The sequence below is a fragment of the Parablautia muri genome (assembly GCF_009917485.1).
Lineage (GTDB): Bacteria > Bacillota > Clostridia > Lachnospirales > Lachnospiraceae > Suilimivivens > Suilimivivens muri.
The window spans coordinates 59,808-79,224 of record NZ_QZDT01000008.1 but is presented as its reverse complement, the minus strand read 5'-3'; the positions used below and the strand labels follow the sequence as shown (position 1 = coordinate 79,224).

Annotated in this window: 14 protein-coding genes; 11 read left to right on the top strand and 3 right to left on the bottom strand. The window is 44.7% G+C overall.

The annotated features are described in order from the left end of the window. The first annotated feature begins 203 nt into the window (after nt 1–203). The 3 genes from D5281_RS07385 to D5281_RS07375 all read left to right on the top strand — a co-directional run bounded on the left by D5281_RS07385 (nt 204) and on the right by D5281_RS07375 (nt 6,154). Nucleotides 204–1,589 carry a C40 family peptidase gene (locus D5281_RS07385; protein WP_160559528.1) on the top strand — a complete coding sequence of 462 codons (1,386 nt, stop codon included), beginning with the start codon at nt 204–206 and terminating at the stop codon, nt 1,587–1,589. A gap of 618 nt (nt 1,590–2,207) precedes the next feature. After that, a complete protein-coding gene (hpf, locus tag D5281_RS07380; protein ID WP_160559527.1) occupies nt 2,208–2,735 on the top strand; it encodes a ribosome hibernation-promoting factor, HPF/YfiA family in 528 nt (175 codons plus the stop codon). A gap of 221 nt (nt 2,736–2,956) precedes the next feature. Continuing rightward, nucleotides 2,957–6,154 carry a hybrid sensor histidine kinase/response regulator gene (locus D5281_RS07375; protein WP_160559526.1) on the top strand — a complete coding sequence of 1,066 codons (3,198 nt, stop codon included), beginning with the start codon at nt 2,957–2,959 and terminating at the stop codon, nt 6,152–6,154. Nucleotides 6,155–6,373: 219 nt separating this feature from the next. Here D5281_RS07375 and buk read toward each other — a convergent pair whose 3' ends face one another. Then, nucleotides 6,374–7,441: a butyrate kinase gene (gene buk, locus D5281_RS07370; protein ID WP_160559525.1), complete on the bottom strand. Its 1,068-nt coding sequence runs from the start codon at nt 7,439–7,441 to the stop codon at nt 6,374–6,376. An 87-nt stretch (nt 7,442–7,528) separates the two neighbouring features. Next, nucleotides 7,529–8,449 carry a phosphate butyryltransferase gene (gene ptb / locus D5281_RS07365; protein ID WP_160559524.1) on the bottom strand — a complete coding sequence of 307 codons (921 nt, stop codon included), beginning with the start codon at nt 8,447–8,449 and terminating at the stop codon, nt 7,529–7,531. Nucleotides 8,450–8,690: 241 nt separating this feature from the next. Between ptb and D5281_RS07360 the strand changes: the two genes are divergently transcribed. The 4 genes from D5281_RS07360 to D5281_RS07345 all read left to right on the top strand — a co-directional run bounded on the left by D5281_RS07360 (nt 8,691) and on the right by D5281_RS07345 (nt 12,592). Continuing rightward, nucleotides 8,691–8,885 carry a hypothetical protein gene (locus D5281_RS07360; RefSeq protein WP_160559523.1) on the top strand — a complete coding sequence of 65 codons (195 nt, stop codon included), beginning with the start codon at nt 8,691–8,693 and terminating at the stop codon, nt 8,883–8,885. A 31-nt stretch (nt 8,886–8,916) separates the two neighbouring features. Next, nucleotides 8,917–10,005 carry an S-methyl-5-thioribose-1-phosphate isomerase gene (mtnA, locus tag D5281_RS07355; protein WP_160559581.1) on the top strand — a complete coding sequence of 363 codons (1,089 nt, stop codon included), beginning with the start codon at nt 8,917–8,919 and terminating at the stop codon, nt 10,003–10,005. Nucleotides 10,006–10,071: 66 nt separating this feature from the next. Beyond that, nucleotides 10,072–10,917: an aminoglycoside 6-adenylyltransferase gene (gene ant(6), locus D5281_RS07350; protein ID WP_160559522.1), complete on the top strand. Its 846-nt coding sequence runs from the start codon at nt 10,072–10,074 to the stop codon at nt 10,915–10,917. 109 nt (nt 10,918–11,026) lie between these two features. Then, nucleotides 11,027–12,592 carry a carboxylesterase/lipase family protein gene (locus D5281_RS07345; RefSeq protein WP_160559521.1) on the top strand — a complete coding sequence of 522 codons (1,566 nt, stop codon included), beginning with the start codon at nt 11,027–11,029 and terminating at the stop codon, nt 12,590–12,592. Between the two features lie 145 nt (nt 12,593–12,737). Here the strand turns inward: D5281_RS07345 and D5281_RS07340 are convergent, their stop codons facing one another. Beyond that, the gene (locus tag D5281_RS07340) at nt 12,738–14,159 is read right to left on the bottom strand and encodes an esterase/lipase family protein (RefSeq protein WP_160559520.1); all 1,422 of its coding nucleotides are present in this window, start codon (nt 14,157–14,159) and stop codon (nt 12,738–12,740) included. A 356-nt stretch (nt 14,160–14,515) separates the two neighbouring features. Between D5281_RS07340 and gatC the strand changes: the two genes are divergently transcribed. The 4 genes from gatC (at nt 14,516) to D5281_RS07320 (ending at nt 19,406) form a co-directional block, all read left to right on the top strand. Further along, the gene (gene gatC, locus D5281_RS07335; protein WP_160559519.1) at nt 14,516–14,809 is read left to right on the top strand and encodes an Asp-tRNA(Asn)/Glu-tRNA(Gln) amidotransferase subunit GatC; all 294 of its coding nucleotides are present in this window, start codon (nt 14,516–14,518) and stop codon (nt 14,807–14,809) included. Between the two features lie 11 nt (nt 14,810–14,820). Continuing rightward, a complete protein-coding gene (gene gatA / locus D5281_RS07330; RefSeq protein ID WP_160559518.1) occupies nt 14,821–16,296 on the top strand; it encodes an Asp-tRNA(Asn)/Glu-tRNA(Gln) amidotransferase subunit GatA in 1,476 nt (491 codons plus the stop codon). Beyond that, on the top strand, nt 16,280–17,710 hold the full coding sequence (gatB, locus tag D5281_RS07325; RefSeq protein WP_160559517.1) for an Asp-tRNA(Asn)/Glu-tRNA(Gln) amidotransferase subunit GatB: 1,431 nt from the start codon (nt 16,280–16,282) through the stop codon (nt 17,708–17,710). The genes gatA and gatB overlap by 17 nt, the downstream gene beginning before the upstream one ends. Before the next feature lie 328 nt (nt 17,711–18,038). Next, entirely contained in the window at nt 18,039–19,406 is a 1,368-nt protein-coding gene (locus tag D5281_RS07320; protein ID WP_160559516.1) for an MATE family efflux transporter, read from the top strand. Nucleotides 19,407–19,417 lie beyond the last annotated feature (11 nt).

Genomic DNA, 19,417 nt, shown 5'->3' with positions numbered 1-19,417 from the left:
TCTCATGAAATGCGCATTCCTGACCTGTGAAAAGTATCATTGTACCAGATATAGAACATTGGAAACTAATTCCGGTGGTTGACAGACTGCATGAGAAGTGTTATATTTATTAACAGATGTAACAAATTTGTAATATTTAGTAACAAATTTCATATGATAAGTAAAATGGCCTACAACAGATAAGCACACGGACGGAGGTTATCATGCAGATAAAGAATGTTAGAAAAGCAGGGCGTGTTACAGCTTGTGCCATATCGGCGGCTCTTTTGTTTTCAAACATGAATATGGATATATTCGCGAAGGAAGCGAGTGGGCTTCCATCAGCAGGAATTGATTATTTTTTATCGTCTAACGCTACCAGCGTTAAAAATCTGAGGGATGACGAGGAGGAAGTTAAGGAGACAACGGCTCCTGTTATAGACGCTGATGCTGAGCAAGAAGATGACGGAGAGAAGATAGAGAGTACTTCCCCTACAGCCGCATCTACAGCTGCTGCAACAGCTGCGGCTGCGGTGATAGCATCACCGGTGAAAGAATTGCTTCCGGAGAAGGAAGAAAAGGTAATTGAGGAAACCGTAGAGGCTTCTACCACGAAGACGCTTAACCAGATGGAAAGAGAATTAGAGACGAAGCGGGAGGAAAAATCATTCCGCTCACTGGTTATTGCGAAAGTAAATGATTATGTAAATGTAAGAAGTATGCCCAGTGAGGAAGGAGAAATCCTTGGAAAGCTGTACGATAAATCAGTTGGGGAATTTATTTCTGAAAAAGATGGATGGTATGAAATTGAATCCGGCAGCGTAACTGGTTATGTAAAAGCAGAATATTGTGTAACGGGTGACGATGCGGTGGAGCTTGCTAAGAAAGTGGGAACCAGAATAGCGACTGTTACAACCACCACATTGAAAGTTCGCGAGGAGCCCGGACTTGATGCTGCAGTTTTAGGGTTGATTCCTATAGACGACCAGCTTCTGGTAACAGAAGAATTAGATGAATGGGTAAAGGTCAATATTGAGGAAGGTGACGGGTATATTTCCACAGATTACGTTACGCTCTCCACAGAATTTGTAAAAGCAGAGTCAAAGGAAGAAGAAGAAGCCAGACTGGCCAAGGAAGCCGCAGAAAGAAAGGCGGCACAGGAAGCGGCGGCTAAGGCGGAAAGAGAGAGAAGGGCAAAGAGCAGTGCATCTTCATCAGACAGCCAGGAAGCACCTGCGCCAGTGTATGTAGCAGGCGGAGGAAGCGAGTTAGGTAAATCAGTAGCAAATTATGCCTGCCAGTTTGTAGGAAATCCTTATGTGTACGGCGGTACCAGCCTTACAAACGGCGCGGACTGCTCCGGTTTCGTCATGAGTGTTTACAAAAACTTTGGTGTGAATCTGCCTCATTCCTCGGCAGCAGACAGAAGCGTTGGATCAGCAGTAAATGGTCTTGAAAATGCACAGCCAGGCGATATTGTATGCTACTCCGGACATGTAGGAATTTATGTAGGCAATGGACAGATTGTCCATGCGTCCACCTCAAAGACTGGTATTATCGTATCCAATGCAAACTATCGTTCGGTGCTTTCAGTAAGAAGAATTTTCTAAGCAAGAAGTTTTAGAATTGATACAATGGAAAACATACATTTTAAAGCAACAGTTTCTTGAACGGAGACTGTTGCTTTTTTGACTTTACCATAACCGACTGGCGAAACGCTGCAGCGTTAGGCCGGATAAATCACCGCTAAAAAGGCTGCTTCTAAAAAAGTAACTTGTACAAATTCCACAAATTATAAAAATTTATATTCAAAAAAGGAAGACAGGCAAGAAAAATCATAAAAAAGTTATCCACATTTAAATGCTGATAAATAGTGGATTTTTAAGTTATACACTGGGTTATCCACATTATCCACTGACGAAAAACCGAAATTTAATCGATTTCAAAATCAAATTTAAGAACATCTGTTTTGTGAATTGTGTTGGAAATGTAGAAAAATAAAGGAAATTAAGAGGATAGTAAGATGGATAAATTGTATGAAAACTCACCTGAATCAAAAACAAAATTCGGGAATTATTGCATAACATGTACAAGGTGTGATATAATGTTTACACAATAATTTATGGAAAGGATGATAGATTAAAAATAAGCGGACAGCTTGTTTTTTAATCAATAAATTTGTGCTGAAGCCCCAATTTGCGGGTTGGCAGCAAGAATGGAGGATTAGAATGAAGTTTGTAATTGTAGGTAAGAATATTGATGTTACGCCAGGGCTGCGCAGTGCAGTGGAAGAAAAAATTGGAAAGCTTGAGAAATATTTCACATCAGAAACAGAGGTGCATGTGACCCTCAGCGTTGAGAAGGACAGACAGAAAATTGAAGTTACGATTCCTGTGAAAGGAAGTATTATACGTTCCGAGCAGGTGAGCAATGATATGTATGTTTCTATTGACCTGGTGGAGGAGATTATAGAAAGGCAGCTGAAGAAATACAAAAATAAGCTTATTGATAAGAAACAGCCTTCTGATTATTTCAAGAAAGAATTTATGGAAAAGGAATACATGGATGAGGAGGAGGTTAAGATTATCCGCACGAAAAGGTTTGACATCAAGCCTATGTATCCCGAGGACGCATGTGTTCAAATGGAGCTTTTAGGACATAATTTTTATGTATTCTGCAATGCGGAGACAGACCAGGTAAACGTAGTTTACAAGCGCAAGGGAAATACTTACGGATTGATTGAACCGGAATATTAAACAGGTTTTGCCAGAAAAAATCGCCCCCTTAGATAAGAATCATGTTCTCATGGAATGCGCAGTCCATGCGCATTCCTGACCCGTGAAAAGTAACGATTGCTACGAAATAAAGCGATAAAAAAGAAAAGATGTGTGGCGCGCCGCACATTTTTTTGATAAAATAAACAGCAGGAATTCCATGCAAAAATGCATAAAATATACGTTTGGAGCGAAGGTAAATTATGGATATCAGAGATTATAAAAAAATTTTAGATGCCATAACGACATCGGCAGTATATGTAATCCGTGAAGATGATCATGGGATTTTATATTATAACAAACGGGTAAAGGAGGTTACGCCCAATGTATGCGTAGGCGCCTGCTGTCATGAGCTGTGGAAGGAGTGCTGTGCTAATTGTCCGCTATTGACCATTGGGGACAAGGAGGAGAGCCGGTCTGTGAGCAATGGAAGCTTTTTTGGCGATGTGGTGGACATTACGGCTGCCAGAATCCGGTGGGCGGATCAGATTCCGGCTTTTATAATCACAGTATCCCCTTGTAAAGAAACAGTCAGCGGCGTTTACCATAAGATTATGCATGTGAATCTTAGCACAGATACCTATGACATGGTAGAAATGAGTTCTGAAAAGCTGATGCAGGAGAGCCAGAAAGGCGTTTTCTCGGATTGGACGGACTGGTTTATTCAAAATGGCGGTATTTATCAGGATGATGTGGAACGGTTTTCAAATTTTATTCATCCGGAAAAAATACAAAAAGCAATGCAGGACGGACGCGGGACTTTGACCTGCAGCTATCGCTGTCGTACACCGGAGGGAATTAGATGGAATATGATAGAGGTGGTTCATGATACCGGATACAGTGAAGAAAATCAGACGATTATCATTTTTATTAAGGATGTGCAGGATGTGCTTAAGGAGAGTCTGGAGCGCGAGGAAATCAGTATCCGCATGCAGGAGGTTGTCCGTTCTCTGGGAACGCTTAATTTTGGAATTTATGCTATCGACTTACATTCCGGAGAAGTGAATCCACTTCGGGAGGATGGAAAGGTGCAGGACGAATGGACTTCCAGGACATTGCTTTGGGAGGATGTTATGCGTCTTCATTTGGCTGCAAATATGCATTATGACTATCGGAAAGTATTCACACACAAGTTTTCGCTGGAAAATTTACGGAAGTCCGGTGATACCGGCGCCCAGAAGCTGGAAATGCTCTGTCAATGGGATAAAAATGGGGAATATCATTATGTTTCTGTTACTGCGTATTTTGACAAAGAGCAGCGTTTTAAGAAATATGCGGTGATTGCCCTGCAGGATGTGGATGAGCGCATGCGGCAGGAAATTAATTTTAGCAAACAGGAACTGCAGATGGCAGCCATATTGAAATCCAAGTTTAAGATTATAACCACAGTTCATTTAAAAAGCGGTCAGTGCGAGCGGACATGGCTCAGTGAGAATGAAATGCTGAAAAAGGTTTATGTAGGTGATTATACCCACTATTTTCATAAGGCTTTGTCTGATGTAGTTCATCCGGAGGACAGGAAGAAATTTGCGGAGACACTTGGCCCGGAACATCTGCACCGTCAGGCGGAAAGTACTGAAAAATACAAGGAAGAAATCTGCCAGTACAGAATGATGGGGAAATCCATACAGTGGCTGGAGCAGTGTGTGATTTATATTCGCCGTGGAGGAGAAGTACAGGTTAATATATTGGAGCGGGATATTACAAAAGAGAAAATAAAGGAGCAGATGCAGCTTGAGACAGCTCGGGTAAGAGTAAATATTATCCGCAGCTTAAGCAGTATGTTTTTTGCTACCTACTATGGCAATCTGGAGGAGAATACATTTAGTCCGGTGATGCAGCTGAAAGAAGTAGGAAAGGTTTTGGGAGACGGGTATTGCTATGAGGACGGGCTGCGTATTTATGCGGAAAGGTTTATTCATCCGGATGACAGAGAGGAATATCTGGATATTTTTAGCATCAAAAACATGCGTAAAAGCCTGAAGCCAGAGCAGCCTTATGTAACTTTTTCTTACCGTAAGCTGCTGGAACAGCCTGGAAATTTAGATAATTATGGCTGGGTAAGAGCGACTTCCGTGCTGGCCGAAACAGATGAAAAGGGGCAGGCAAAGCTGTTCGTCTATGCAGCACAGGATATTACTAAGAGCAAGGTTAAGGAGCTGCGTGGGCAGCAGGCGCTGCAGGCAGCCTGCGAAGCGGCTGATCGCGCTAATGCATCTAAGAGTGAATTTCTCTCTCGTATGAGCCATGATCTGCGAACTCCCATGAATGGGATAATGGGCATGATTAAAATTGCCGGCAATTATATAAACGATTCAACCAGACTGCAGGAATGTATGGATAAAATCAATGAATCCAGCGAGCTTTTAATGTCGCTGGTAAACAAGATGCTTGATATGAGCCAGATTGAGTCGGGAAATGTAGAATTGGAGACGAACTTCTTTGGTCTGTCTGAGATGATAGAAAATGTCAGAAGTGTGATATTGCCCAGTGCCAATGCAAAAGGGCTGGGGCTGGAAATTCATCCGATGAAGATAGAGCACGAGTATGTAATCGGCGATCAGCAGAAGATTCAACAGGTATTTCTACATATTTTAGAAAATTCAATGAAGTATACGCCCACAGGAGGGCTTTTGGAGCTGTCCGTAACAGAACAGGAATCCCGTGAATATAGCTGTGGTTCTTATGAATTTGTTGTTAAGGACAATGGAATTGGGATGGATGATGATTTTATACCGCATATTTTTGAACCCTTTAGCCGTGCGCAGGATTCACGTGTAAGTAAAATCGAAGGCACTGGTCTTGGAATGACGATTGCACAGAATATTGTCAGTCTGATGGGCGGACATATTGTAGTGGAGAGTAAGCGTGGCTGTGGGACGAAGTTCACAGTTTCACTTTTGCTGAGGCAGCATAACCAGGGAAAGGGGCCTAATAAGGCGGCTGATTTGGATAAGGGCGCTGCTGCGGAAGAAGATTTCCTTTCAACCGATCCGTTTCGTGGCAGGAGAATCCTTGTGGTGGAGGATAATGAGCTAAACCGCGAAATAGCTATGGAGATTATAGGCCAGACAGGGGCAATGGTTGAGTGTGCGGAAAACGGCCAGGAGGGCCTTGATCGTTTCGCTGAAATGCCGGAAGGGTACTACGATTTGCTCTTTATGGATATACAGATGCCTGTTATGAATGGTTATGAGGCAGCCCAGGCAATCCGCAAGCTTCCCAGGGCTGATGCTGCATCGGTTCCGATTCTTGCACTTTCCGCAAATGCTTTTGCGGAGGATATCGCCGCCAGCCGAGCGGCAGGGATGAATGAGCATCTGACAAAACCCCTTGACATTTCCCGTCTGATGGCGAGCATGCATTATTGGCTGGATGGGGATAAGGGCAAGGCATCATAGGATTTCAACAGGCTATCTATTTAGAAATTGGGCAGGGGAACTTTTTCCCTGCTTGATGCGCGGGTTGTGCGGCGTATGAGCGGCATATTTCCTTTGCGCGGCTTCGGGGTATAAAAAAGACAGCTGCAAAACCTGGATTTTGCAGCTGCTTTTATTTCCGCCGGCAATGAGCCAAGCGGCTGCGAAGCGCGCCAGCGTAAAATAGCCTTGTTTATTATATTAGTATACCATAGCTTTTTCTTCGCCGTTCATGACCCGGAGAGCGCCCTGCGCCAGAGCAAGAAGCTCATCTTCGCCGGGATATACGGTGATGGGAGCGATAAAGCCTGCCCGTTCCTGTAAGCCCGCTACCACTACTTTATCGTAAGCGATTCCACCGGTAATAATAATCTGATCAATCTTTCCCTTCAGCACACATGCCATGGAGCCGATGTCCTTTGCAACCTGCATGATGAAAGCTTCGCGTACCTCTGCAGCTTTTTCGTCACCGTTTTGAACCATCTTTTCCACATCACGCATATCATTTGTGCCGGAATAAGCATTGAAGCCGCCTGCGCCTACAAATTTTTTGTAAACCTCTTTTTCCGTATATTGGCCGGAAAAGCACATTTTAATCAGTGCGCCTGAGGGAACGCCGCCTGCCCTTTCAGGGGAGAAAGCGCCATCGCCGTCTAAGGCATTGAAGACATCAACTACACGCCCCTGCTCATGGGCACCCACGGAAACGCCGCCGCCCATATGCACAACTATTAGGTTCAGGCTCTCATAGGCAGCGCCCTGTTCCTTTGCATAGCGCTTTGCAACTGCTTTCTGATTCAGTGCGTGGAATACACTGGTGCGGGGCAGCTCGGGAACACCTGAGTATCTGGAAATAGGCATCAATTCGTCCACAACCACTGGGTCCACAATATAAGAGGGAACACCGATAGAATCTGCAATTTCCCTTGCGAGAATTCCCCCTAAGTTGGAAGCATGCTGTCCCTGTACGCCAACCTTTAAGTCGGCTAACAGCTCATCGCTTACAGCGTAGGTACCGCCGGGAATGGGCTTTAACATACCGCCGCGTCCAACGATTACCTGCAGGGAATGGATATCAAAATCCTTTTCCTTAAGCAGGTCAAGAATAATCTGTTTACGGAAATCTTTCTGGTCTACGATAGAAGCATACTGTGCGATTTCTTCTGTGGAATGACGAAGGGTTTCTTCGAATAAAAGGGTTTCATCCTCGAATACACCGATTTTGGTGGAGGTGGAACCGGGATTGATAATTAAACTCTTTACGGACATTTCTTTTCCTCCAAATATGTATGATTAGAAATTGTAAAATTACAGCCGGTCATGTTGACTTTTGTAATGATTCAGCCGTCTGGGCTGTTACTGGTTTTTGGACATTGCCTCAGCAACTACAGCGCCCAAAGCGATGGAATTTACCTTCGTTTCAAAGTCATCGGAACGAGAAGTTAAGATGACAGGTGCTTTTGTCCCTGTAAGGATATTTCCGTTGACCACTTTGGCAGTATGTACCAGGCATTTGTAAACCAGGTTCCCGGCATGAATGTCAGGGAAAAGTAAAATATCGGCATCGCCCTGGATGGCCCTATCCGTAGCTCCTTTGTGCTTGGCTGCCTCCGGGTCGATGGCAAGGTCCAAAGATAAAGGTCCGTCAACGATACAGTCGGTAATCTTGCCGTCCCTGTTCATCTGTGTGAGTTCTCCGGCTTCTACGGTAGCAGGCATTTTAGGATTGATAACTTCAACTGCTGCAAGGGGAGCAACCTTAGGATTTTCAATGCCGCAGGCACTGGTGATTTCAAGTGTATTGTGGATGATGTTTACCTTATCCTCCAAAGTGGGGTAAGGAATGAATGCCACATCTGTTAAGAAAAGCAGATGATCAATGCCTTCAATGTCAAATACGCATACATGGGATAAAGGTTTACCAGTGCGGAGCCCAACTTCTTTGTCAAGAACGCTCTTTAAGAAACCTTTGGTATCAATTAGCCCTTTCATGTACATGTCGGCTTTTCCGTCATGAACCAGTTTAACTGCGGTGAGCGCCGCCTCGGTTTTGTCTTCAACATTGATGATTTCGAAATCGCTTAAATCCATGTTTAAGGAAGATGCAATTTCCTTGATTTCAGTTTCATTGCCTACTAAGATGGCATCTGCAATTTTTCTTTCCTTGGCAGCTTTGACTGCTTCAAGAACAGCAGAATCCTGGGCTACGGCAACAGCCACTTTTTTAGTGCCGCATTCATTAACTTTGGCAATCAGATCAGCGAATGTTTTGCTCATTTGTTTTCACCTCTTATAATTTGTTTAAACTTTTTTTATTCTTGCAGACAAAGAACCGGATAAGCATACTTTTATGCATATTTGGTGATTGCTGCGTCTTTATAACTTCGTTAAAATAATAACACTGATTTTGGGAAAAAGCAATATTATGAGGCTTGTTTTACGTTTTTGCACAAGTAAGTAGCCAAATGTTTAGGGATGTGATAAAGTTTTTATAAGCGGCAGAGAGAAGGGGATGGGTATGGTAAAAGAATTGAATCAAGAAAAGCTGAGGAAAAAGAAGGAGAAGGAAAAGCAAAAGCAACAGAAAAAGCGATGGAAACGCATAAATGCAAGGGTAGAGAAAACGGTGTATCTGCTTGTGCTGGGGATTTGTATTACTTATTCTTTTCTGGAGGTGCAGGAGAGAATGCAGAGGTTTGAAAAGACACAATGAGAAAGGTAAGGAAAAGATGGATAAAAATATCATGGAATATGAAACAGTGGATCTGGATGAGGAGAGCGGGAGCGTAGTCATTCTTGACCAGACAAAGCTGCCGGGAAAAGCGGAAATCATAAAGCTTCACACGGCTACGGAGATATGGGATGCGATTTACCTGCTGAAAGTCCGTGGAGCCCCTGCCATTGGCGTAGCGGCTGCTTTTGGGATTTATGTGCTGGCTCGGCAGATAGCGGAGAAAAACCCGGATTTTAATTCTTTTTACAAGGAATTTAAAGAACAGAAGGAGTATCTTGATTCAGCCAGGCCTACCGCCGTAAATTTATCCTGGGCATTAAACCGGATGGACGAAGTGTGCAGCAAGGCGCATGCCGATGGAAAAAATACAGCGCAAATTGTAGAAATTCTCGGCAGGGAAGCAAGAGAAATTAAGGCGGAGGATATACGGGTATGCAGGGCAATTGGTGAAAATGGTTTGAGTCTGTTAAAACCGGGAGATGGCATACTAACCCACTGTAATGCGGGCCAGCTTGCTGCCTGCAAGTATGGAACGGCTACAGCGCCTATTTATTTAGGGCAGGAGAGAGGGTATCATTTCCATGTTTTTGCAGATGAGACAAGGCCTCTTTTGCAAGGCGCAAGGTTGACAGCTTATGAGCTGTACAGCAGTGGAATAGATGTGACATTAATCTGTGACAATATGTCGGCAATGGTTATGAAGAACGGATGGGTGAATGCCGTGTTTGTGGGCTGTGACCGTGTGGCGGCTAATGGGGATGTGGCTAATAAAATAGGAACCTCCGTAGTGGCAGCCGTGGCGAAACAGTATGGGGTGCCTTTTTATGTGTGCGCACCTACTTCTACCATAGACTTAAATACACCTACCGGAAATGAAATTAAAATTGAGGAGCGCCCTTCTAAGGAGGTAACGGAAATGTGGTATAAAGAGCCTATGGCACCGGAGGGTATAAAGGTGTTTAATCCGGCTTTTGACGTGACGAGCCATGAATTGATTACCGCTATTATAACGGAGCATGGAATTGCCCGGGCGCCATTTTGGGAATCTCTTGCGGAGCATGGCAGCGCTTGTTACAATAAGCCGACTTGCGAAGCGTGACGGTGTTTGCTTTTCAGCCGGTGTGACGAAATCTATTATAAAAATAACAAAGCATGAGGAATCAGTATGAGATCAGATCAGCAGGTATATGATACTATTTTAAACTTTGCAAAAGCGGATGATCGCATCCGCATAGTAACCTTGGAAGGTTCCCGAACCAACAGCAATATTCCGCCGGATGCTTTTCAGGACTTTGATATTACTTTTTTTGTTACGGACATGGAGAGCTTTACGGCAGATGACGCATGGCTGGATGTATTTGGCGAAAGGCGAATCCTGCAAAAGCCGGAGGGTATGGAGCTGTTTTTGGCGCAGCAGGAGGGCTTTTCTTATTTGATGTTGTTTCAGGATGATGTTAAAATAGATTTAACTTTATTGCCGCTTTCTTTATTGGATGAGTATTTCACATGGGATAAGCTGGTAAAATTGCTGTTGGATAAAGATAACCGCATTCGGAAGCCGCCGGTGCCGACCGACATAGATTATCATTTGCAGCGGCCCACGGAGAGAATGTTTGACGATTGCTGCAATGAGTTTTGGAATACTGTGACGTACGTGGTGAAGGGGCTGTGCCGCCGGGAAATTTTGTTTGCGATTGACCACATGAATGAGATTGTGCGTAAAGAATTGCTGCGCATGATTTCATGGCTGGTAGGTATCAGGCATGGGTTTCATTTCAGCTTAGGCAAAAATTATAAATTTTTGGAGCGCTATATCCCGGAAGAATTATGGAAACGTCTTATGGCTACCTATAGGATGGACTCTTATACGCAAATGTGGGAGTCTTTAGAACTGTGTATGGAATTATTCAGGGAAACCTCAGCGGAAGCAGCACAGAAGCTGGGCTACTCCTATCCGCCTTATGATGAAAAAATCAGTGATTATGTGATGCGCCAAAAAGCAAAATATTAGCGACAGAGACCCAAACTGGCGATTATGTGGCGGAAAGCGGCGGTAGAAGACCTTTGACAGAGGAAAATGATTTTTCGATATATTTTTGATGGAATGGAGGATAAATGAAATGGTAAAAGAATTTCTTTATGATGATGTTCCGGTGCTTGAGACAACCGGTGGGAAACTGAAAGGATATTTTTATAATGGGGAATATATTTTTAAAGGTGTTCCTTATGCTGAGGCGGACAGATTCCAAATGCCGCGGGCGGCAAAGTGGGAGGGGATAAAAGACGCATGTTCTTATGGATTTGTATGCCCTCTCATGGAGCAGGAGACGCCCAGCGCAGAGCTGTTGGTGCCGCACCGTTACTGGCCCCAGAATGAACATTGCCAGAATTTGAATATCTGGACGAAGGCTTTGGACAGTGAGAAGAAAATGCCTGTTGTTGTATGGCTGCACGGAGGCGGATATTCTGCAGGGTCTTCCATAGAACAGGTGGCTTATGACGGATTCAACGCATGTATGAATGGGGATGTGGTGGTGGTATCGGTTAACCACCGGCTGAATATTCTTGGATATCTTGACCTTTCTCCCTTTGGGGAAAAGTACAAAAATTCAGGCAATGTCGGCCATGCGGATATGGTTGCCGCCCTGAAATGGATTCATGAAAATATCGCATTATTTGGCGGAGATTCTGAAAATGTAACGATTTTCGGACAGTCAGGCGGCGGAATGAAGGTTGCGGATTTGATGCAGATTGAGGAGGCGGATGGGCTTTTCCATAAAGGGCTTATTATGAGCGGTGTGGGGGATAAGTCGCTTTTGCCTTCCTGCACAGGGAACGGGCAGGCAATTGTCACGGAAATTTTAAAGGAGCTTTCCATACCGAAGGAGCAGGTGGAGAGGCTTGAAACGGTTCCATATGATGAGCTTGTAAAGGCATATAAAAAGGTAAGCCCGGCAGTTGCGGCGAAAGGTGAATATATTGGCGGTAATCCGCTGGTGAATGATTATTACAAAGGGAATCCACTGGAATACGGATTTAGGGAACATGCATTTGAAATTCCGGTTATGGTGGGAAGTGTGTTTGGCGAATTTGTTTTTATGCCCATACGGTATAATAAAAACGAACTGACTTACGAACAGATAAAGGAAATAATTGGAGCCGTATATGGGGAACATACGGATGAGATGATTGAGCTGTTTCAAGAAACCTATCCGGGGAAAAGTCTGACAGATTTGCTCTTGGTTGACCGGGCAATGAGGCAGCCATCCAAAAGGCTTGCAAGGCTTCATGCCAAAGGCGGGAAAGCCGGTACATATTTGTATGATTTTATACTGGAATTTCCAATACAGCATAATAAAATCGCATGGCATTGTTCCGATATTCCGTTCTTTTTCCATAATACGGAATTAGTAGAAGTATGCCAGATACCGGATGTTGGTGAGAAATTGGAGAAGCAGATATTTGAAGCCTTTATGACATTTGCAAAAACAGGTAAGCCCCAATGCGATGAACTGCCTGTCTGGGAGGCAGTGACGCCGGAGGTGGAGCCCACCATGATATTTGATAAAAAATGTGAGATTCGCTATAATTTCGATGATAAATTGTATGAGAGGATCGACAGCATTCTGCCGCCATTTAATCTGATGGAAATGATGGCCGATAGTGAGAATGCGGTGCAGCATTAAGCAAATGAGCCGCAGGCAGCCGTGCTTGATGTGTTTCGATGGCAGTACATTGTGTTAATAGCATTTCGGGCCGCTCTGGCGTTGGTAACACCAGAGCGGTTTTTTACAGCAACCAATATGGTCACACCCTGCATGTATCAAATTTTCAAAAACCCATATCTTTCAGCTCCGCCACAATTTTCACATAAGCTTCAATCACATCAAAGCCCTTATAGTCCTCTCTCTTTAAATCAATCATATCGCCGTGGGAGATACCGCGGCTGCCCGTGCTCACAAATGTCTTTTTAAAATGTCCCCACTTAGCGGACGTAATGTTTACCAGCCCATCGTTTTTAGATGCGCCCGACAGGTACATAAGAAGGTTAGGAATGCCGAGCATGGGGTCCCCAAAGGGATGCTTTACATAGGAGGCGTAGCTTTGGTAATACACCTTAGGCGAATCCGGATATTTGGCGTTAAATGTCTGGCAATATGTACGGGAAAGCTGTTTGCTTGCGTGGTAGCAGTCAGGGTTCAAATCCCCAAATCTGGCATAGGATTTATCAAAGAGAGAGGAAATAAAATGGTAGATTCCGTCAGGAAGTCTGTTTAAGATATCCAAAAGCTCCGAGCCCCGGTGTGGTGTGGATATGGTAGTCAGAGAAGCTACCTGCTCCTCCATGTGCAGACCGGAAATCAGATAACGGGCGTCTAAGCCGCCTTTTGAATGGGCGATAATGTTTACTTTGCTGCAATGGTTTTGGGCAAGCACTTCCTTTATCTTTTCTCTAATGACCTGCCCATTGTTTTCTATGGTGCCCCAGGCCTCCTGGTGGCCGTAATAAACAAGGGCGCCATTTCGCACCAGTTCTTTTGGAATGCGTCCCCAATAGTTAAAGTACTGAAGATCCCGAAAACCGATTCCGTGAAGCAGAAGGATGGGGTATTTGGTGGCGCAAATCATGGCGCCATCCCGCTTTTTATGGTTTTCAAAACGGCAAATCTCCGCATCCAATTCAATTTTAGCTCGTTTGCTCAAGTATTTCAGTGGAAAAAGATGGACAACCGGTATCCATAAAAAGCAAAAAAACAGTACTCTTTTCCAGACACCGAGGCTTCGGCAGGTGCATAAAATCCGGATAGAGCCATTTAAAACCAGCAGATAGAAGAAAAGAAAAGTCAAAGCGCCATCTGCCACAAGCAATAAAACCCACATCTTTTTATCGCTTATGGAATAAAGAGGGTATTGATAAAGCCTGAAAAGATAAAGAAAAGGCTGCGCAGCCATTCCCCAAAAACAAAGCCGAAGAATTTTTCTGCCCCCTTTCATGATTTTCAGTCTTAAGGGAAAACGTTCCTGTTTTTGGCGATGTGTGACAGAAATAAAATCAAAGGGTCTTATATGGACCAGGAACAGGAAGATACCATAAATGAGAAGAATCTGTATGGTAAAAGAGGCATCTGTCTCCCATATGGGCTTAAAGTTTCCAAAATCAAAGCCTCTTAAAGGGCTGTAACGTTCAAGAGCGGAATGGGAAAGGGACCGTATCCAAATAAGCAGTAGGTATATGTGTGGTAAAAAAATCATTTCCGTTTGATTCCTTTATAGTTTATTTTCTAATGATATTCTTTTCATAAAATTCTTTACCACCTGATTTTACCATAATGCATTTCATTTTTCGACTCTAATTTTCCAAACCGCCTGTTTTTCAAGCGGTTTATTGGCTAACCTGCGAAAAGTAACCGGAGAACGGGCGGACAGTCAAGATGTGATGAAAATAGTGGACACCGAACCGCAAAAGTAGTAAATTAATGATTAGAAATTTTTTGAAGATATTGTAACGATTCGACAGCCTTAATTGGGCGGATTCCGTAACAGTTTGGCCGAAGGCTGAGTTTTGCAATCTTGTATTAAATTTGTAAATTGTAGAAAGGAAAAGGGAGATGGCAAATATCATTTCTGACGAAACCATTGAATATGTAGGGATTTTGGCCAAACTTGAACTTTCCGGGGAGGAAAAGGAGCAGGCCAAGAAGGACATGGGAAGGATGCTGGACTATATAGACAAGCTTGGAGAGCTTGATACAAAAGGCGTGGAGCCCATGAGCCATGTTTTCCCGGTAAAGAATGTATTTCGTGAAGATGTAGTGACAAACGGCGATATTCGGGAGGATATCTTAAAGAATGCTCCCGGTAAAAAGGATGGCATGTTTGTGGTGCCGCGCACATTTGAATAGGAGGGCGGTCGATGGAGCTGCTTAATATGACTGCCGTAGAGCTTGCGGCAGCAATCAGAAAGAAAGAAGTGACGGTTTTGGAAGCAACAAAAACTGTTCTTTCGCAGATAGAAGAAAAAGAAGATACTTATCATTGTTATGTGACTGTGGATAAGGAGGGAGCCCTTGCGAATGCTTTGGCGGTGCAGGAGGAAATAAACCGGGGATTGAAAAGTCCCTTGGCAGGTGTGCCTGTTGCCATCAAAGATAACATGTGTACAGAAGGGCTTCTTACAACCTGTTCCTCAAAGATTCTGGGGAACTTTATCCCCACATTTTCCTCGGAAGCAGTGCTGAATCTGCAGCGTGCGGGGGCAGTTATTTTGGGAAAAACAAATATGGATGAATTTGCCATGGGCTCTACCACGGAAACCTCCGCTTTTGGGGTAACAAAAAATCCATGGAACAAGGATCATGTGCCGGGAGGTTCCTCCGGGGGCAGCGCGGCGGCAGTGGCGGCAAGTGAATGTTTTTATGCCCTGGGTTCGGATACCGGCGGTTCCATCCGCCAGCCCGCATCTTTCTGCGGCGTGGTGGGACTAAAGCCTACTTATGGAACCGTATCACGCTATGGATTGATTGCCTACGGTTCTTCCCTGGATCAAATTGGGCCTTTATGTAAGGATGTAACTGACTGTGCAACGGTTATGGAAGTGATTTCCTCCCATGATGCGAAGGATTCCACTTCGGTAAAAAGAAACGACACTGATTTTACTTCGGCTCTTAAGGAAGACGTTAAGGGAATGCGGATTGGCCTTCCGAAAGATTATTTTGGGGAGGGCCTTGACCCGGAGGTAAAAGGAGCCGTTTTAAAGGCGGCAAAGGTACTGAGAGAAAAGGGCGCTGTGGTGGAAGAATTTGATTTAAGTCTGGTGGAGTATGCCATCCCCACTTACTATACCATTGCGGCGGCGGAGGCAAGCTCCAACTTAGAGCGCTTTGACGGCATCAAGTACGGCTACCGCACGGAGCGCTATGAGGGACTTCACAATATGTACAAAAAGTCCCGCAGCGAAGGCTTTGGTCCGGAGGTAAAGCGCAGAATCATGCTGGGCAGCTTTGTGCTGAGCTCCGGCTATTATGACGCTTATTATTTAAAGGCGCTGAAGGTAAAGGCGCTGATCAAAAAGGCTTTTGACGAGGCCTTTGCCAAATATGATGTGATTTTGGGGCCGGTGGCTCCGACCACAGCGCCTAAGCTGGGGGAGAGTCTTTCCGACCCAATCAAGATGTATCTGGGTGATATTTATACCATTTCCATTAATTTAGCGGGGTTGCCGGGCTTAAGTATGCCCTGCGGCATCGATTCTAAGGGGCTGCCCATTGGACTGCAACTGATTGGAGATTGCTTTCAGGAAAAGAAACTGATACGGACAGCTTACACTTATGAAAAGGCAAGAGGTGCATTTGGCAAAAAGGAGGATGGAGCGCATGGCAAAGCAATATGAGACAGTAATCGGGCTTGAGGTACATGTGGAGCTGGCCACCAGGACGAAAATTTTTTGCGGATGCTCCACTGCTTTTGGAGGAGAGCCTAACACCCATACCTGTCCGGTCTGTACCGGGATGCCGGGCTCCCTTCCGGTGCTGAACAGACAGGTACTGGAATATGCGGTGGCGGTAGGGCTTGCAACAAATTGCACCATCAGCAGATATTGCAAATTTGACCGTAAAAATTATTTTTATCCGGATAATCCGCAAAACTACCAAATTTCCCAGCTTTATCTGCCAATCTGTCAAAAGGGCAGGGTGGAGATTGATTCGGAGGACGGAAAGAAGTTTGTGGGAATACATGAAATCCATATGGAGGAGGATGCGGGCAAGCTGATTCATGACGAGTGGGATGATTGTTCGCTGGTGGATTTTAACCGTTCGGGGGTACCTTTGATAGAGATTGTCTCGGAGCCTGACATGCGCAGCGCAAATGAGGTGATTGCGTATCTGGAAAAGCTTCGGATGATTATCCAGTATTTGGGGGCTTCTGACTGCAAGCTTCAGGAAGGCTCCATGCGGGCCGATGTGAATCTGTCCATAAGGGAAGTGGGGGCGAAGGAGTTTGGCACTCGTACGGAAATGAAAAACTTAAATTCTTTCCGGGCGATTGCAAGAGCCATTGAAGGGGAAAGAGAGCGGCAGATAGACCTTTTGGAGGAAGGAAAAAAGGTGGTGCAGGAGACCCGCAGATGGGATGATAACAGGGGGGAATCCTATGCCATGAGGAGCAAGGAGGACGCCCAGGATTACCGTTATTTTCCGGATCCGGACTTAGTGCCCATTGTACTGGATGACGCTTTCCTGGAAGCGGTACGCGAAAAGCAGCCGGAATTTCGGGAGGATAAGATGCGCCGCTATAAAGAGGAGTTTGACATTCCCGATTACGATATTGAGATTATCACAGAAAGTAAACACATGGCGGATCTATTTGAGGCAACGGTGGCCTTGGGAAGCCAGCCTAAGAAGGTGTCTAACTGGCTGATGGGGGAAACCCTAAGGCTTCTTAAGGAGAAAAGTATGGATCCCGAGGAGGTGGGATTTTCACCGGAAAATCTGGCAAAACTGATTTTACTGGTAGATGCCAAGGCGATTAACGGTTCCGTTGCAAAGGAAGTATTTGAGGTCATGTTTGCGCAGGATATTGACCCTGAAAAGTACGTGGAGGAGCACGGGCTTAAAACCGTAAATGATGAGGGAGCCCTTCGCCGGACGGTGGAGGAGGTGATCGCAAAGAATCCTCAGTCCGTGGAGGACTATCGCAATGGTAAGGAGAAAGCGATTGGATTCTTGGTTGGACAGACCATGAAAGCCATGAAAGGAAAGGCTGACCCGGGTATGGTGAATAAGCTGCTAAAAGAGCTTTTATAACAGCGAAAATGGGCTTTTATTACAATAAGCCGGCCTAAAAGCGTGACGGCGTTTGTTGCAATAAACCGGCTCGCAAGGTGTGACGGCTTTGTTTATGCAGGCAAAGGCGATTGTTAAAGGTATATAGGTCGGACAGTTTTGGCTGTCCGGCCTTTGGCGTATAGATTTGAATCTCTGCAATGCAGGGTCAAAATGCCAATGAGTGTGAAGAAGTTCTAAGATGTCAAAAAATGCTATCTAAGAATTTTTTAAAGGTTAACGCTTAAAATATTTCAGGATAAGATATCAGGTATATGTAGAAGAATTTTTGTGAAGGAAGGGAAAATATATGCAGGAGGAAAGTAAAACAGCTTTATTTGAAAATATTCCAATTCCAAGAGCGGTGGCAAAGCTGGCGGTGCCGACCATTATAAGCTCGCTGGTGATGGTGATTTATAATCTGGCGGATACTTATTTTGTGGGGATGATCAATGACCCTATACAAAATGCGGCGGTGACGCTGGCGGCTCCGGTGCTGTTGGCATTCAATGCGGTGAATAATCTGTTTGGGGTAGGCTCGTCAAGTATGATGAGCCGGGCGCTGGGCAGGAAGGATTATGAGACTGTGTACAGGAGCTCGGCTTTCGGATTTTACTGCGCTCTGTTTTGCGGTCTGCTCTTTTCACTGGCATGTACGATTTTTAAAATGCCCCTTTTAAAACTGCTGGGAGCGGATGTGGATACGCTTGCAGCTACGGCGGATTATATGAAATGGACAGTAAATTTCGGGGCGGTACCGGCTATCTTAAATGTCGTGATGGCTTATATGGTGCGGTCGGAAGGCTCATCGCTTCATGCCAGTATTGGCACTATGAGCGGGTGCCTTTTAAATATGATATTAGACCCGATTTTTATTCTTCCCTGGGGACTGAATATGGGAGCGGCAGGCGCAGGGCTGGCGACTTTTCTCTCTAACTGTGTGGCGTTCCTTTACTTTTTGGTGCTGGTTTTTGTCCGGAGGAAAAAAACATTTGTCTGTATTCTGCCCCAGAAATTTTGCCTGCGAAAGGAAATTGTGTTGGGAATATGCGGCGTGGGAATACCTGCCTCCATCCAGAATCTTTTAAATGTGACCGGAATGACTATTTTGAACAATTTTACGGCCGGCTTTGGTGCGGATGCGGTGGCAGCTATGGGAATTACACAGAAGATTAATATGGTTCCCATGAACATTGCAATGGGATTATCCCAAGGGATTATGCCGCTTGTCAGTTACAACTATTCCAGTGGAAATCACAGACGGATGAAGGAAACTATTTTGTTCACGGCGAAGGTGTGCTTAGGGTTTATTGTTGTGGTAGTGGCAGGCTATTATGTAGGCGCCGGCCCGCTTATTACCATGTTTATGGATAACGAAGTAATTGTGGCGTATGGAAGCCGGTTTTTGCGTGGCTTTTGTATTGGACTGCCGTTTTTGTGCATGGACTTTTTGGCAGTTGGCGTTTTCCAGGCTGTGGGAATGGGGAAGGAAGCCCTTATTTTTGCAATTATGAGGAAGATTTTGTTAGAAATTCCGGCTATTTATATTTTAAACGCACTGTTTCCTTTGTATGGGCTTGCTTATACACAGTTTTCGGCGGAAGTGGTGCTGGCAGCGGCAGCAGTTATAGTGCTTGGAAGATTATTTAAAAGGATGGAGAAGGAAAAAGCAAATTGAGTCTAAAAATA

Excerpts from the sequence above, each read along its gene's own strand:
- D5281_RS07375 (WP_160559526.1), top strand. The coding sequence starts at position 2,957 with ATGGATATCAGAGATTATAAAAAAATTTTAGATGCCATAACGACATCG.
- D5281_RS07385 (WP_160559528.1), top strand. The coding sequence starts at position 204 with ATGCAGATAAAGAATGTTAGAAAAGCAGGGCGTGTTACAGCTTGTGCC.
- mtnA (WP_160559581.1), top strand. The coding sequence starts at position 8,917 with ATGGAATATGAAACAGTGGATCTGGATGAGGAGAGCGGGAGCGTAGTC.
- gatA (WP_160559518.1), top strand. The coding sequence starts at position 14,821 with ATGGAGCTGCTTAATATGACTGCCGTAGAGCTTGCGGCAGCAATCAGA.
- ptb (WP_160559524.1), bottom strand. The coding sequence starts at position 8,449 with ATGAGCAAAACATTCGCTGATCTGATTGCCAAAGTTAATGAATGCGGC.
- buk (WP_160559525.1), bottom strand. The coding sequence starts at position 7,441 with ATGTCCGTAAAGAGTTTAATTATCAATCCCGGTTCCACCTCCACCAAA.
- gatB (WP_160559517.1), top strand. The coding sequence starts at position 16,280 with ATGGCAAAGCAATATGAGACAGTAATCGGGCTTGAGGTACATGTGGAG.
- D5281_RS07360 (WP_160559523.1), top strand. The coding sequence starts at position 8,691 with ATGGTAAAAGAATTGAATCAAGAAAAGCTGAGGAAAAAGAAGGAGAAG.
- D5281_RS07340 (WP_160559520.1), bottom strand. The coding sequence starts at position 14,159 with ATGATTTTTTTACCACACATATACCTACTGCTTATTTGGATACGGTCC.
- gatC (WP_160559519.1), top strand. The coding sequence starts at position 14,516 with ATGGCAAATATCATTTCTGACGAAACCATTGAATATGTAGGGATTTTG.
- hpf (WP_160559527.1), top strand. The coding sequence starts at position 2,208 with ATGAAGTTTGTAATTGTAGGTAAGAATATTGATGTTACGCCAGGGCTG.
- D5281_RS07320 (WP_160559516.1), top strand. The coding sequence starts at position 18,039 with ATGCAGGAGGAAAGTAAAACAGCTTTATTTGAAAATATTCCAATTCCA.
- D5281_RS07345 (WP_160559521.1), top strand. The coding sequence starts at position 11,027 with ATGGTAAAAGAATTTCTTTATGATGATGTTCCGGTGCTTGAGACAACC.